At 35.1% G+C, this 14,864-nt stretch carries 14 protein-coding genes; 2 read left to right on the top strand and 12 right to left on the bottom strand.

Annotation, left to right across the window (positions count from 1 at the left end; genetic code table 11):
* Positions 1–34 precede the first annotated feature (34 nt).
* Positions 35–1,756 carry a cellulase family glycosylhydrolase gene (locus ACECE_RS0215905; protein WP_010249057.1) on the top strand — a complete coding sequence of 574 codons (1,722 nt, stop codon included), beginning with the start codon at positions 35–37 and terminating at the stop codon, positions 1,754–1,756.
* A gap of 402 nt (positions 1,757–2,158) precedes the next feature.
* Positions 2,159–4,363, top strand: a complete 2,205-nt coding sequence (locus ACECE_RS0215900; protein WP_010249055.1) for a 4-alpha-glucanotransferase — start codon at positions 2,159–2,161, stop codon at positions 4,361–4,363.
* Positions 4,364–4,477: 114 nt separating this feature from the next.
* On the opposite strand, the gene ACECE_RS0215895 is transcribed toward ACECE_RS0215900, so the two are convergent.
* The 12 genes from ACECE_RS0215895 to ACECE_RS0215845 all read right to left on the bottom strand — a co-directional run.
* Entirely contained in the window at positions 4,478–5,377 is a 900-nt protein-coding gene (locus ACECE_RS0215895; protein WP_010249053.1) for a GNAT family N-acetyltransferase, read from the bottom strand.
* A 64-nt stretch (positions 5,378–5,441) separates the two neighbouring features.
* Positions 5,442–6,857 carry a transcription antitermination factor NusB gene (locus tag ACECE_RS0215890; RefSeq protein ID WP_010249052.1) on the bottom strand — a complete coding sequence of 472 codons (1,416 nt, stop codon included), beginning with the start codon at positions 6,855–6,857 and terminating at the stop codon, positions 5,442–5,444.
* Between the two features lie 69 nt (positions 6,858–6,926).
* Positions 6,927–7,535 carry a hypothetical protein gene (locus ACECE_RS0215885; RefSeq protein ID WP_010249050.1) on the bottom strand — a complete coding sequence of 203 codons (609 nt, stop codon included), beginning with the start codon at positions 7,533–7,535 and terminating at the stop codon, positions 6,927–6,929.
* A 65-nt stretch (positions 7,536–7,600) separates the two neighbouring features.
* Positions 7,601–8,134, bottom strand: a complete 534-nt coding sequence (locus ACECE_RS0215880) for a metalloprotease family protein (RefSeq protein ID WP_010249047.1) — start codon at positions 8,132–8,134, stop codon at positions 7,601–7,603.
* Positions 8,135–8,155: 21 nt separating this feature from the next.
* Complete coding sequence (locus ACECE_RS0215875) at positions 8,156–9,211, bottom strand: tetratricopeptide repeat protein (protein ID WP_010249046.1); 1,056 nt, start codon at positions 9,209–9,211, stop codon at positions 8,156–8,158.
* Positions 9,212–9,508: 297 nt separating this feature from the next.
* Complete coding sequence (locus tag ACECE_RS0215870) at positions 9,509–9,883, bottom strand: VOC family protein (protein WP_010249044.1); 375 nt, start codon at positions 9,881–9,883, stop codon at positions 9,509–9,511.
* Between the two features lie 104 nt (positions 9,884–9,987).
* A complete protein-coding gene (locus ACECE_RS0215865; protein ID WP_010249042.1) occupies positions 9,988–10,422 on the bottom strand; it encodes a GNAT family N-acetyltransferase in 435 nt (144 codons plus the stop codon).
* Between the two features lie 81 nt (positions 10,423–10,503).
* Positions 10,504–10,914: a reverse transcriptase family protein gene (locus ACECE_RS0215860; protein ID WP_010249040.1), complete on the bottom strand. Its 411-nt coding sequence runs from the start codon at positions 10,912–10,914 to the stop codon at positions 10,504–10,506.
* A gap of 736 nt (positions 10,915–11,650) precedes the next feature.
* On the bottom strand, positions 11,651–11,995 hold the full coding sequence (locus ACECE_RS0215855; protein WP_010249038.1) for a hypothetical protein: 345 nt from the start codon (positions 11,993–11,995) through the stop codon (positions 11,651–11,653).
* A 13-nt stretch (positions 11,996–12,008) separates the two neighbouring features.
* Positions 12,009–13,817: a reverse transcriptase domain-containing protein gene (locus tag ACECE_RS0215850; RefSeq protein ID WP_010249036.1), complete on the bottom strand. Its 1,809-nt coding sequence runs from the start codon at positions 13,815–13,817 to the stop codon at positions 12,009–12,011.
* Positions 13,807–13,980, bottom strand: coding sequence for a hypothetical protein (locus tag ACECE_RS31200; RefSeq protein ID WP_162862562.1), 174 nt, complete (start codon positions 13,978–13,980; stop codon positions 13,807–13,809). Before ACECE_RS31200 ends, ACECE_RS0215850 begins: the two co-directional genes overlap by 11 nt.
* 318 nt (positions 13,981–14,298) lie before the next feature.
* Positions 14,299–14,864, bottom strand: a 566-nt coding sequence (locus tag ACECE_RS0215845) for an IS66 family transposase (protein ID WP_010249034.1), incomplete at its 5' end; no start/stop codon positions are given.

The raw sequence follows: 14,864 nt of genomic DNA, 5'->3' as shown, positions 1-14,864 counted from the left end.
TTATTTTAAATAATTAATTTGGGAGGAGAAGGAAATGAAAAAACCTATTATTTTTTCTACAATATTAGTAACGCTTGCAACGTTATTAATAACACCTGGCACACAAATATCCGCAGAAACTACTGCCGTTGCTGAACCAAATGATGACTGGCTGCATGTTGAAGGCAACAATATTGTTGATAAGTACGGCAATAAAGTATGGATTACTGGTGCCAACTGGTTTGGCTTTAACTGCAGGGAAATGATGTTTTTAGACTCTTATCATAGTGATATATTAGCAGATATAAAGATTGTAGCGGATAAGGGCATAAATGTAGTCAGAATACCAATCGCAACAGATCTGTTATATTCATGGAGTAAAGGTCAATATCCTATGTCAACAGATACAAGCTTTAATAATGAAGCTTTAGAAGGATTAAATAGCTTTGAACTTTTCAATTTTATGCTGGAAAACTTCAAAAAAGTTGGAATCAAAGTTATACTCGATGTGCACGGTGCAACAACAGATAATCAGGGACATATATACCCACTTTGGTATAATGGAACCATAACAGAAGAAATATTTAAATCTGCTTGGGTTTGGGTAGCTAACTATTACAAAAATGATGATACAATTATAGGTTTTGACCTTAAAAACGAACCTCACACAAACACCGGTAATGTCAAAATGAAGGCTTCATGCGCTATATGGGATGATTCTAATGATCCAAACAACTGGAAAAGAGCAGCTCAAGAAACTGCATTAGCAATAATGAAGGTACATCCAAATGCCTTAATATTTGTTGAAGGCGTAGAAATGTATCCTAAAGACGGTAAATGGGATGATGCAACATTCGATACAAGTCCATGGACAGGAAATAACGATTACTATGGCAACTGGTGGGGCGGAAACCTGCGTGGTGTAAAAGATTATCCTATTGATCTTGGAGAACATCAGGATCAGCTTGTTTATTCACCACATGATTATGGTCCATTAGTTTATGAGCAATCTTGGTTTACAGGCAACTTTGTTACTGCTGATGATGAAACAGCACAAGAAATACTATATGATCAATGTTGGAGAGACAACTGGGCGTATCTCATGGAAAATGGGACATCTCCATTACTGATTGGTGAATGGGGCGGTATTACAGAAGGTGGCGATAAACTTCTTAGTACCAATCTTAAATATTTAAGATGTATGAGAAACTATATCTCACAAAACAAATATAAAATGCATCATACGTTATGGTGCATAAATATTGATTCCGCTGATACCGGCGGATTATTTACCCGTGGCGAAGGAACCCCATTTGAAGGTGGAAGAGACCTTAAATGGAATGACAATAAGTATGACAATTATTTATTGCCTGTTCTATGGAAAAATGAAGACGGTAAATTCCAAGGTTTGGATCATAAAGTGCCATTGGGTTGTAATGGTGTAACATTACCAGAAGGTGGTTCAACAACCCCAACAAAAACTCCTGCTACACCTACTAAATCAATAACACCTACTTCTATTGTAACACCTACTGCCATTGTAACACCTACACCAACAGCTTCAGATGTAAAGCCAGGCGATGTTGATGGTAATGGATCAATTAACTCAATTGACTTTGCTTTAATGAGAAATTATCTATTGGGAAATCTAAAAGACTTCCCTGCTGAGGATGATATAAAAGCTGGAGATTTGAATGGAGACAAATCTATTAATTCACTTGACTTTGCAATTATGAGAATGTATCTTCTAGGAATGATTACCAAGTTCAGTGTTTAACCATATTCCCAGATGAGTTGGAAAGGAGCCATTTCACAAGATGGTTCCTTTCTTTTATTGTTTGATTCTAAAAAGCTTGCTCAAAGTGCATAATCTGAAAACTCCAATAATAATAACTGCAAATATATCATAGAGATTAATATTTAGAGTTTTGCATATACAATTGAAAAGAATTACCTTGGACTATATAATGCGTATCATGATATTATAAAATACATATATCACTTATATAATCAAGGCATAAAATAAAGTATAGTATTAAATAATCATGTTAATTTGAATTTGAGTATTGTAAACATAATGAACAACTATAATGATTATGCAGATAAATTACGATATATAATAATGACTATTAATATTGAATGGCTATTAGCAATATAAATATGCCTCTGGGGGTAGCAAATGGAAAAAGCATCTCTATCTTTATATAAGAAAAGATCAAAAGTAATAGTCCCGGTATTTGCAGCCAATTCATCTTCAAGTTTTACTAGGTTTAATGATGTGATTAAGATTCTGATGGCGATATTCCCGGACTCAATCTGTCTAGAGCCTGATACTGGAGAAACGGTTTTAAAAAATATAAACCTTGATCCAAATCTTAAGCTGGCTGCCATAAAAACCGCCTTAGCCTTTTTAACTAAGCGGGATTATGCAGGTAATCTTGAAGATTTGACCTATATCATGCATTTTTTAAGTGACATTGGTGTAACTGATATTGCAGAACTTCCCTTTACTCAGAAACACCAAAGTACTACAAGTCCTTTTTCTTCTTCTTCATTTGGACTGGAACTGGATTATCTGGTTTTAGAGCTAGTTCCCGAAGTGCAGGAAGATCCCGAGTTACTGTCCATGATTCCTAAAAGGTCTGTCACCTATGAAAAAGACTTGTGTTGTGATTTCGATATACACCGTGAAGCACGAAAAGTAATTCTTAGCAAAGCTTCTAAGAAGTTTTTGAACCATGTTCGTTTGGATCCTCATTCTGAACGGGCTGAGGCTTATCAAAAATATGTTGATCAATACAAAGTTCAGTTAAGAAGAAATGCCGTTTTCTCTATTGTCCAATCAAAGGTCTTAAATACCTATGTGGACGCAGAGCCTGATTTCAGAACCTGGCCTAAGGAATACCAAAATCCAGAGAGTGAAGCTGTCAAAAGGCTGGCAGAACTTTATACTGACGAGATTGAAGCTTATCAATACAGCCAGTTCTGCATCCATGAGCAGCAGCTTTTGATAAAGGATTTATATAGGGAGTTAGGATTAAAACGTGAAGTTAATATTGCATTTGGGATCGATCCGTCTGCCAGCGGCGATGTTTGGGGTCTTCAGGGCAAGGCGTTTAATATTGAATATGAAATCGGAACCGATAACGGGCAAAATTGGCATATTCCACCCTATATTACAGAGGGGGAAGCTTATTATGAACTGATGAATGATCGAATCAAATATCTTTCGCAGTATATAGATATTTTGTTTCTAGATCATATGTGTGGTTATGCAACCCAGTATATCATGAGACGTGGAGATCATAACGATCATGGCAGATATGAAATTGATCCCTCTGACCGAATTCATAAAGTTAAAAATGTTGAAAAAATCATTCAGATTGCTTTAAAGCATGGACTTGAGGTTGGAGGAGAAACCTTGGGGGATATACCAAGGCAGAGTGCTGTTGAGGAAGCCATCCGAAGGATGAAAAAAAATGGTCATCCAATTCCTGAGATGTATGTTGCTCCTCATAAAAACATATGCGGTCAATATCAAAATCATCAAACACTTCCCGAAAATACGGAGTTGTTCTTATCAACTCATGACCTCCCTACCATTATCCAGATCCTTTGCGGACAGAGGGGGAATGTTTATTTAAATGATTTTAGATACCCGGAGCACAAAATAGCAAACTTTTTAAGCCAGCAGTTTGGAATTCTTACAACCCCTAATCAAACACCCTTAAACCCACAAGACATTACTCCTCAAATGGGTATTGCCATGCTGGAAGTTTTTATGACCTCTTCTGCAGAAACTGTTACTATACCTCTTCAGGACATTTTTGCCCTCTTGTTTCCGCAAGAAGTAGGGGTTAATGAGGATTTCAATCTCAATATTGCCGGATCTACATCTGGAGTTGGAAATGAGAATAAAAATTTCAGTAGAATTTTGCCGCCCATTCACAAACTTGAGCCATATAAAAATCAGCTCCAAAAGATTTTTACCAGGGCTGATCAACCTTTTGATTATCCTGAAAGATTGGTTGAACACGGTAACTTCTTTACATGGATTGCACACATAACACCTGGCCGAAAACTCCTATATCAAAATCCTGTAAATAAGAAATGGGAATTATTTCGACATCACGGAAAGGATGTACCTGTACTGGAAATGGTAATTTCCAATCTTACCGGGGACAAGCAAATTGGTACAATTGAACTTCCAACAGAATTTAGGCATGTGATAAAACATAATAAGAAGTATAAGCTTGTGGACATTGCGTCATCAAATGCTGATATGCAATTATACTATCGAACAGGTGAAGAAATGCTGTGGCATATTTATGTAGAGCTGCCCCAAAAGACTGATCATCATTTTATAGTATATGAATTGCCCTAATATAAGAAATGGGAAATGAGAAAGAATTGCTTCTGTAACAAAAGAATATGCTAAAAAGTATGCTATTTATGACTTTTATGAAAATAGCATACTTTTTAGCATATTCTACATCTACTATGCGTGTGATAAAACAGGAAACATGATTTTTTTGTTATCAAATATGCCCCATTTATCGTCAAGTATAAATAGGGTTGTGTCTTCTTGTTTTAATAATGTTTCATCAAATGACACTGTATCTTTAGGTGTAAATCCTAAAACCACTTTTTTTATTTCCTTATTTACCATCGATGCAATTATATCATTTAGTTGAACTTCTTTTTCACAAAAAATGTCATTTATATACAGTATATTATCATTGAATTCTGCAATAACAATGGCATCAAACGCTTTAATATAGTAAACATTTTGGTCCATAAATGACGTACAATAAAACATTACAAGGCCAGGATTATCATTCATTGACAACTGTGAAAAATGTAATGATTGGTTGACTTTGTTAAAAAGAAATCCTTTATTTTTTTCATCTGACATGTTCATTTTTATATAATCAGATGTAACACTTTCTGAGTATATTTCTTTTGAGTATTGATACTCTTGCGCAGAATCAAAACCAAATTTAGGGTAAAAATCAAGAACACTATCATTGGCAAAAAGATATATTAGATCGCATCTACCTCTCCATTCCTCTAATACCTTTTCCATAAGAAATCTGCTCAATCCTTGGTTTCTATATTCTTTATCCGTCATAACAGTACCTATTTGTAAATATGTCCTTTTTTCTCCCATTACAAAAAAATCAATGACATTTAAAGATAAATTTGAAACTATATTGTTGCCATCCGCTATTGAATAAGGAATATATCTATCACTCCAATACCCATTTTGATACCAGTCTTCAAAATCAAATTCATATGTTTTTCTTGCCAGGCTATTAAAACTGTTCCTTAGTTCATCATTGTTTTTATAATTAACAACATATTCGTATGATTTGCCATTTATTTTTATATTCTCCATAACACAGCTCCTTAAATAAGATAGATTATTTACTTCTTCACTTCATATATTACCAAATATCTCACTAGCTCTTTCTTCTCATTTTAGCTATAAAACACCCATCCATAAGACATGCATTAGGAAATATCTGCAAAAATCCTTGTTGGGGAGGCTGATCAAATTTTCTAGTATCCACTTCAACTATTTCATCTAAAACGAAATCTTTATTATTTTCCAAGAAACAATTTATGCTTAGTAAATTTTCTTCAACTTCAAAAGTGTTGGTATAATAGACTAAGACACCACCACATTTTAAATAATTTGACGAATTTCTAAGCAGGTTGCTTTGAATATCTACTAATTTTGAAAGATTATAATAATCCGAAGAATACTTTTTTTCTGGATTTCTCCTAATTATTCCATACTCATAACTCGGAGCAGATACTAAAACCTTATCAAATACATTATTCCAATCCTTATTGTACACAAGGCAATCATACTCCATTAAATCTACTATTGTTGCACCAAACCTACAACAGTTTTGTCTGGTTAAACAAAGCTTTTGAGGGTTTATATCGACAGTTAAAATTTTACCGATATTGTTCATAAGTTGAGCACAATGTGTAGTTTTATCACCTTGTGTACCAACACAAACCTCTAGTACATTTTCTCCAGATCTTGGATTTAGAATCTTAGAAACCAATATAGAACTTTCATCCTGAACTTGATAATAGCCTTTTTTAAAGCTTTCTAAAGTATCTAAAGGTTGCGTACTGTTAATTAATAACGCTTCATCAGTTATAAATCCTTCCTCAAAGTCAATTTCCTCATTTATTAAAACATCCATTAGTTCATTTTTAGAAATTTTTAAGCTGTTTGGTCTAATACATAATTTTGCAGGCGTATTAAGCTTTTTTAAAAGGTCTTCAGTAAAATCCGATCCATAATTATTTAACCATTTATCTACTAAATGTATAGGGAAAGAATATTTAGATGATAACAATTCTGCTTCAAACGAACGATCATTAAAATACTGCCAAAGCAAACCGCAAAGTCTGCTTAAAACTGCCTCAACTACAAGAGCCCCTGAGCGTTGTCCGCATTTTTCAGCTATCCTTACATATTCATTAATATACTTACATTTAGGTTTCTCAATCCTATATGGTTCATTACCAGTATATGAAGTAAAGCTTTCATCAGGGTTAGGAATGACATCCCCATAAAAATGCTCATAAACACCCAGTCTTAAAATATTCATGATACAAGGAGAAATTTTTTTAGCAATCTTTTTTGGCACTTCTATAGCATACTGTATACTAACTTTCAATCTCAACGTACCTAGTACAAGTGATGTAATAAATATTTCATCATTTATATCTAATGTGTACTTGTTAAAATAATTGGATAAAACCAAGTTAGAATTCGAACCATTCTCAGTAATATCATTTAGTATTTCCAATGCAATTTCCCTAATCCTTAATTCTTTTTTGCTTGTACCCATATGGTTTCTCCACAATAATATTTCAACTTCTGCATGCTTTGCCCTTTACACAAATGGCCTTAAATTTACTTAATCTTCGCCAATTCTTTCAACCTTAATTTCCATATTCCTTTTAAGTAACTCCTTGTTCAAATCCAGCTCAACCAGCATACCCCATCTATCTACTCCGAATTTAGTTTGAGGATAAACTGGAACTTGCTTATTTATCCGTTTCAATTTGACATTTAACACATTACCTTCAATAGTCAACGAAGACACCTCATATACAGCAAACTTTGGTGTATTGTTCATATCCCTAAGAAACAATTTAGGTTTATCTCTATTGCTATCTTCTAATGTAATTTTCTCTGGGACAAAATATTCATTAATAAAATTTTCATATTCTTCATTATCCCTCATAAAATAATAATTTTCAAACTTTAACTTGTATCGTTCGGTTTCACTAGTATCGTAATGTATAAATGCATTGAACAAATACTTATACTTTATTTTTTCTCCACTTATCGCTAGGGTATTGATCTCCTTGTTCAATTTTTCTTGATTATTCGCATTTACTTCATTTACTGTTGAAAACTGATTATCAGCTCCATTTTCAAAAATACAAGTTCTTATAAAAACCAAGCATAATATTACAATAACTATTATTATCAAAAAAATCAATTTCGAATTAATCTTCATTTTGTACCCCTTGCATGTTTTCTCCAAAGTCAATTTCAGAAAATTGCCCTATTATACAAGAAATTTTAGGCAATAATTTTCACTAGAAGATTTGGAATAAGCATTGCAACACCAATACCATAAATTAGATCTAACCAGGCAACTGATCCTATGGAGCATATATAAATAAGTCCAACTATAGGAGTACCAAGGATTTTAGCCCAAATAGGTGTTTCTTTTCTTTTTAACGTGCTCCATATACTTTGAGCATCTCCTGTACTTGGAAAGGAGTGCATCGCAATGGATACTCCCAACCATATCAATAAATAATCAAAAATATCGGAATTTTCAAATCTGAAAATAGGTATTGCTGCAGCTGATGCAATAAGAGCACCAACTATAGTATTAAGAAAAAACGGACCGATACCTATAAGAAGATTTTGCCAGGACTTTTTTGGTATTTCATGCACTACATAACCATTAGGGTTTTCAACTCTGAAGTAGCAGACATCCAGAACAGCTACCCTCGAAAAACGACAAAACAACTGATGAGCCATTTCATGCACAATGACTCCTGGAAAAGTAATAATTGATATAATAATACCAGGTATAAAAAACATAAATTTATCCTCCCTCTATGATCATCTCCACTTTAATTCTCCACTAAATACTGAGCTCAAAAAATTCAAAGTATACTCGTCAACATTTTTGCTTGCTTTGAATTCATTGAACATTTCATCTCTTTTATCCAGCTTATTATTATAATGATAAGCAAGTGCCATATTTGAAATCGAAAACGCATCGTTTTTGTCCAACTCATAGGATTTGGTAGCTGTCTCTAGCCCTTTAGCAACATCACCCAATTTTAGTTCAAGCCTTACAAGCGCTCCTAAAGCGAGTTTATTTTGTGTATTAACCGATAGAACATCCTTACATAATTCTTCAGCTTTTTGATAGTTTCCTTTTTCGCGGTATGTTGCAGCCAGCAAAAGCTTTCCATCCCAAAAGTCACTATTTGAAGAAATTACTTTCTGCATAATTGATTCAACTTCATCGTATTTTTCCAGATCGAATTTCATATTTCCTAAAACTAAAGCTGCAACAACATCATCGGGGTGTTCCTTTAAGTATTCATCCAAATTTTTTTCAAGAGATGCATTATCATTCTGGTTTGCTTCCATTAATGACGATAAGTCTTTTGAAGGATAATAATATTTTTCAATTTTATCTACAATTTCATTTACATTATTAACGAGTGTAGTATTTGATTCTTCTCTTCCTGCAATTATTTCAAATGTGTTTATAGCTTCCTCAAAATCCATATTATAATATTGAGCAATAAATAGTTTGGCTAGGACAAGAGTAGAATCTGAATACCTGTCAGCAGCTTTTTTATATTCTAGAGCAGCTGTTATATAATTTCTTTGGTCTGCTGCCTTTTCTCCTCTATCAAAAGCTACACCACCGGATACAGCAGAAGGTAGTCTTATAAGAGAGAATACAAGCAGGCCTAATACAATAACAGAGAATAATTTTACCCAAACAGGAAATGGCCGTTTTGAAAGCATATTTCTGCAACTTTCACACAGGTCAACATTATATCCTTCTTCAATATTAGGACTTGAGCAAATCTTACATCCGGTTGTAGAGTCTTGAGTTTCGGCATCACAGAACTGGTTTTCAATATTGTTTTCCATACAACACCCCTTAAAATACAAATTTAGTTACCCTCACTTATAAGCTACTCAGCAGTCCAGTTTACAGGTTGTAAAGAATTCTATAAAAATCCTTATGACCCACAAAGATATTATAGATGATCTACATGTAATAAACTTCTACGCATTATTTATGATTTGGAAAAGTAAGCAACCTTTTGTAAATAACCATTAACTACATATATTTTAGCATTAATATACTATAAATCAAACCATTAACAGTATAAAAAACAGCGTAACCACTAAATTATACATTAGGCTCATAATTCTTAAAATCAATTATACAAAAAGACACCATCTAACACCAAACTTATCAATGAAGTCTGTCATCAATGGGCTAAAATCGCATGGACCTAAAGGAAAAAGGATTTCGCTACCATCTTTAAGTATCTCATAAGCCTTTTTAACCATATCCTCATTTCCTTCACCATAATGAAAGCAAAACTGCATTGTGTTGCCTGTAATCCTTTTATTCATTCCATCATTGGCCTCAGCTACTGCTAAGATATGACCAAAAATATCAATTTCTGCATGGTAAAATGAGTCATCAGAACCTTTTACATTAAATCCCAAGCTGCCATTAAAAGCTTTTAAATACAACTTTACAGCTTCCCCACTCCCTATTACATAAATTTGCATCATTGACCTTTTCATAATGTGCCTCCTTTGAGGTCTATGTTAGTGTAAAGTTTCGCCAAAGGAATGTGATACTTTTTATACTTTTTATACTTTTAGCAATATATAAATTCAAATTAGAATTAGTCATACCATTCTAATTCAACAAGAGCTTTGTTTTTATATCGCAGGAAGTCACGATCCCTAAACCCCATTCGTTCCCAGAAACGGTTACCATCATCATTGTTGATGTATACAGCAAGTGTGATATCGGATATTCCTTCAGCTTTCAGAGCTTCAAATACCTTTTCAACAAGCCTCGTGCCGATTTTTTTATTTTGATATTCACGGGAAACGCAGGCGTGGTAAATATAGCCGCTTCGCCCGTCATTACCGCAAAGAATTGATCCGACAATTTTCCCATCAATCTCCACAACAAAAGATGTATTTGGATTTCGACGCAAGAATCGTTCCATTCCATCGCGACTGTCGTCAACATTATTCAGCCCCATCCGTTCTGTTTGCCACAATTCGTAAACCTTGTCGTAGTCGGTAATTTTAAGTGTGTGTATTTTCATTTTCCCTTATTAACCCCCTTAATATGCTATATAAGCATCGTCTTTATATCTGAATCCAAAGATAAAATCATCCGCTGACCTTCAATAATATGCCTCCGCTTCACACTTTGGCTTTATACCTTTCTCAAACCACAGGTCTAGTACATAGTGTAGATATATATTCGCTGCTGCTCTTTGTATTATTTTATCACGTAAAACAGGTAATCCCAATGGCCTTTTTCCATCTTTTCCTTTTGGTATGAAAACTCTTTTAACTAACCTTGCTTTATATTTCTTAGTTTTCAGCTCTTCTAGCATTTCCTCAAGATTAGTTTCTATGTTCTTCTTGAACTCTTTTGCCCTTTCCCTATCAACTCCAGATGCTGCACCTTTGTTTATCTGTCTCCATGCTTGCAATAATGCATATTTATCTATGAGCTCATACAAGTTCCCAAATTTGTATTTCTTATTCTGTTTTGCTTTCTGCGCTATTCCCAGCAGTGAGGTTTGCATTGTTTACCCGATCCTCCTGTCCGGACAATGTTTCCTTTGCCGGCTGCGTGTAATTGTTAACCCCTTCCCCATGTAAGTGGCTCTCCCACTCTCAGAGTACTATGAGTTAATCCGAATTCCTTTCAGCATTAGCATTCCTCTTTTTCGATTGGATATGCCTACCTGTCTTTCTCGACAGGAGCCTTAGGACCTCCCAAGTTCCTGACATCTCTCTCCATACATGCCACGTGCTCTGACTCCGGCAGACCCTCGGGAATCTCGCCATTTATGATTCCTCTGTGTTGGCTTCCATGACGTTAAACATGTCGCCATCTGCATTTTTGGCGTTTACGGAGCTGAATATTCTTCAGGGAGTGCGGTCTTCCTTTTGGCCTATATGGTTCTCTGTGTACGCTTCATCTAACTGTTACCAGTTTCGATGCAACACTCGATATGGGTAACTGGCTAGGTCTTCCCAACAGGGACTTCCACCCTGCAAGCTGATGCCAAGTTTTGCTTGGCGCACTAACGTCTCGCCATTTGCGTCGTCGAAGGATCGGACTTACAGAGCCCTTCTACGTAGGCGGTGCTTGCACCCGATTATTTGATGAGGGCAGGATGACCGCATGCTCCTACTCCAATGAACATTCTCCATGCTTTGCCCTTTACGCAAATGGACTTGTTAGTCGAAGTACACCGACCCCTTGTTCAGAGAGACACAAGGACGTGTCTCCCTTAAACACACCTTAGTTTTTTATTATGATTCATTTATATCAAACAACAAAAAATAAGCATTAGATGAAACGTTAGCAACAATTTTTCTAACTCCATCCTTTTCATATATAAACAATGCTCCTGCACGTTCTCCTTCTAGCTGTTTCCAGCCTTTGCTTTCCATATATTTATCAAAAACCTCATATCCATTATTAACATCATCTTTATTTATGTAGTAATACTTATCAATAATAAAATTTACCTCTCTTACATTTTGTTCAACAGGGAATAAATTAGCATAAACTTTAAATACCTGATATTTATTGAGCCAGAGTATCAAACCAATACATAAAAAAGTAACTAAAAACAATAAAAACTTCTTTTTCATAACACCCCTCCAATCAATATAAAATAAAACAAATAAAATTCAGACAATTATAACAAAACCACGCTAAATTTGGAACCTTGTTTATTTTATCAAGGGGTAATGTTCCGTCAATTCTTTGACAGTGCCTATAGTTGCTTCTCAGAGTTTCTCCGCAAATTTTGCATCTCCCCCTATCTCTGTTGTAGGCGTATTCTCTGTTCATGTAATACTCAAAATTATTTAAACTCTTTTCATCGCATTTGAACAGTTCTACATCCTCATAAATTGGAGGGCGGGCGAGTGGTGACTGCTTTGTTCCATTCTTCTCTATTATATAAAGTTTTCTTCCTTCTTCACAATACGGTGTCATTTTCTGGTTGTAATTGTATTTATCCCATTGACTATGCGTTATGTATGCTTTGGTTATTCCTATCCATTTTTCATCATACCTTACTGCAAATGTTTTATCTTTCCTTTTTTCATGTCTATGTGGTCTATTGTTTAGTTCTGCGAGTTCAACAAGGTGTTCTTTGCATTTCTTTCCGTATATCTTCCGGAAGGTTCTATATGCTGTCTGCATTATTCTATGATCCATAAATTTGTATGTATTACTGCATATAGCTACTTTATAATATTCCGCTGCTCCTGTAATAATTGAGTTTATTCTCTCTATTTGCGCTGCCATCATCTTATCATCCCTCATTGATTTCAATTTCAGAATTTCTTTGCAGATGTTATCAACCTTTGCTATAACTTTCTTTTTGTTGGGATAAAATTTCCCAACCAGTCCCTTATAGCCTTTATTATCCGGTCTTGCCCTTGGTGGGGCTGCCAGCAGTTCATATCCGAGAAATTTAACTCTGTTTTCTTCAAGGCTTGTTATCAATGTCTTTTCTTTGGAAAGGTTTAATTTTAACCGATATTTGTAGTACTTTTGTAGGTATTTCAAAATTCGGGTCGCTTCATTTATCATCGTGGTCATTATTAACCAATCATCACAATAACGTATCAAATACTTTGGAACTACACCTTTTCTTTTAAGGCTTGTTCTGGCATAGCACTCATTCTTATGTTTTGATTTTGGATGATGATACATCCGTCCAATTGTCCAATCAAAATCATTCAGATATACATTTGCAAGCAATGGGGATATGCCTCCACCTTGGACCGTTCCTTTTTCTGTTTGGAACTTCTCTTTATCATATACATAACCGGCAATTAGCATTTTCTTAATTATTACGATGATTCTTTTATCCTTTACACCTATCCTGTATAGCTTTCTTAGAAGTATCCTGTGATTTATGTTGTCAAAGTAACCTTCTATGTCTCCTTCTATAGCTATTATCGGCTTTTGAGGTGTATTGAGATTTATGAGTGTTTTTGCAAACGTCATTGCATGATTTGTTGATCTGTATGGTCTGAATCCAAAATTTTGAGGATAGAATTTTGCTTCGCATATTGGCTCGATTATTATTCTTATACACTCTTGAATTATCTTGTCTATTACCGTTGTAATTCCTAAAGGTCTTAGTTTTCCATTTGCCTTCTTTATGTACGTTCTTCTGACAGGCTTCGGTTTGTAGTCCTTTATTGATTTTTGTATCAATCCTATCAGCTTGTTCTTGTCCATTTGCAGGTACTTATCCATCCTGCTGCCATCTATACCTGGAGTGTTTGCTCCTTTGTTGTTTTTTATATTGTGTATTGCTGTAATTATTGTTACTTCGTTAAATGCAGCTTCTAGTATTCCATTGAAACCTTTTCCTGTTTTGCTTTTCTCATAAATGAAATCAAGTGTATCTTTTAATTCCTGTTCGCTCGTGAAGCTGTGCTTAATGTACATAGTCTTTTCTATGGCTCACAACCCATATTTCAGGGAGTACGGCTTCACATCGTTTTAAATCTGTAATCAGCTTGTCTGGTACCCTTCGCCATGTAAACGGCTTTCCCGTTCTCAGACTACTACGATACCTGTGTACAACAATTACCTTCTTTGCAACTGCCATGCTCCAGTTATTGTTGCATCCCTTGTTCCATTTCGTCTATCCTTATCATTGAGAGGTTTAGGCTGGTCGTTCCGCTGCGCTGCACTGCTCGCCTATGCAACCTAGGTCCTGCTGTGCTCCGGAAGGTTCTTTATATTGTTTGAGTTACAGTTACACAATTAAGTTTGCAGTCATTTCAGGCTGCAACGAGCAATACTACCCTGGCATAAGGATTGCCCGACCTTCAAACTTCCGACTTTCATCGGCCGCCTCCTGACGAAGCTTTACGACACATGTTCAGTTTCAATGTAAGCGTAAAATACAACCCGTCTACAATTACTACTCCTTCTGTTGTAAAATCTTATTATTAAGTCTGCAGGATTCAGGCAAATCATCCGACCAAGGCATTAAGGAATCCAGCACACTCTGATCTTTGACATCTACATTTGGAAGCGTTTCCAGCAAATAAGTCAGATATTCAAAAGGCTTAAGATTATTTGCTCTGGAAGTTTCAATAATACTGTAAATCATTGCACTTGAGGTAGCTCCGCTTGGAGTATTGCAAAACAGGAAGTTTTTACGTGATATAACAAATCCTTTTATACTCCGTTCCGAAATGTTATTATCGCAATAAAGTCTACCATCAAGTAAGTAATTATTAAGCTTATCCCATTGGTTCAAACAATAATTAACAGCTTTACCAGTGGCACTCTTAGGTGTAATTCGAGGTCTTTGCTGCTTGAGCCATTTGTAAAACTCATCCAATATAGGCTTGCTTTTTTTGAGTCTGCCTTCATATCTTTCGTCTGGGCTCGCATCTTCAAGCTCATGCTCAATACTATAAAGTCTGTTGCAAAATTGAAGTCCTTCTTTTGCAACACACGGTTTATCTTTAACCTCTTTTG

Source organism: Acetivibrio cellulolyticus CD2, assembly GCF_000179595.2.
Taxonomy (GTDB): domain Bacteria; phylum Bacillota; class Clostridia; order Acetivibrionales; family Acetivibrionaceae; genus Acetivibrio; species Acetivibrio cellulolyticus.
Note: the sequence above shows the minus strand (reverse complement) of the source record. Positions and strands in the feature narration are given on the sequence as shown.

What these genes read in the sequence shown, in the direction of transcription:
- ACECE_RS0215905 (WP_010249057.1), top strand. Translation starts at nt 35, where the DNA reads ATGAAAAAACCTATTATTTTTTCTACAATATTAGTAACGCTTGCAACG.
- ACECE_RS0215865 (WP_010249042.1), bottom strand. Translation starts at nt 10,422, where the DNA reads ATGAAAATACACACACTTAAAATTACCGACTACGACAAGGTTTACGAA.
- ACECE_RS0215870 (WP_010249044.1), bottom strand. Translation starts at nt 9,883, where the DNA reads ATGAAAAGGTCAATGATGCAAATTTATGTAATAGGGAGTGGGGAAGCT.
- ACECE_RS0215850 (WP_010249036.1), bottom strand. Translation starts at nt 13,817, where the DNA reads ATGTACATTAAGCACAGCTTCACGAGCGAACAGGAATTAAAAGATACA.
- ACECE_RS0215875 (WP_010249046.1), bottom strand. Translation starts at nt 9,211, where the DNA reads ATGGAAAACAATATTGAAAACCAGTTCTGTGATGCCGAAACTCAAGAC.
- ACECE_RS0215895 (WP_010249053.1), bottom strand. Translation starts at nt 5,377, where the DNA reads ATGGAGAATATAAAAATAAATGGCAAATCATACGAATATGTTGTTAAT.
- ACECE_RS31200 (WP_162862562.1), bottom strand. Translation starts at nt 13,980, where the DNA reads ATGGCAGTTGCAAAGAAGGTAATTGTTGTACACAGGTATCGTAGTAGT.
- ACECE_RS0215890 (WP_010249052.1), bottom strand. Translation starts at nt 6,857, where the DNA reads ATGGGTACAAGCAAAAAAGAATTAAGGATTAGGGAAATTGCATTGGAA.
- ACECE_RS0215860 (WP_010249040.1), bottom strand. Translation starts at nt 10,914, where the DNA reads ATGCAAACCTCACTGCTGGGAATAGCGCAGAAAGCAAAACAGAATAAG.
- ACECE_RS0215855 (WP_010249038.1), bottom strand. Translation starts at nt 11,995, where the DNA reads ATGAAAAAGAAGTTTTTATTGTTTTTAGTTACTTTTTTATGTATTGGT.
- ACECE_RS0215885 (WP_010249050.1), bottom strand. Translation starts at nt 7,535, where the DNA reads ATGAAGATTAATTCGAAATTGATTTTTTTGATAATAATAGTTATTGTA.
- ACECE_RS0215880 (WP_010249047.1), bottom strand. Translation starts at nt 8,134, where the DNA reads ATGTTTTTTATACCTGGTATTATTATATCAATTATTACTTTTCCAGGA.
- ACECE_RS0215900 (WP_010249055.1), top strand. Translation starts at nt 2,159, where the DNA reads ATGGAAAAAGCATCTCTATCTTTATATAAGAAAAGATCAAAAGTAATA.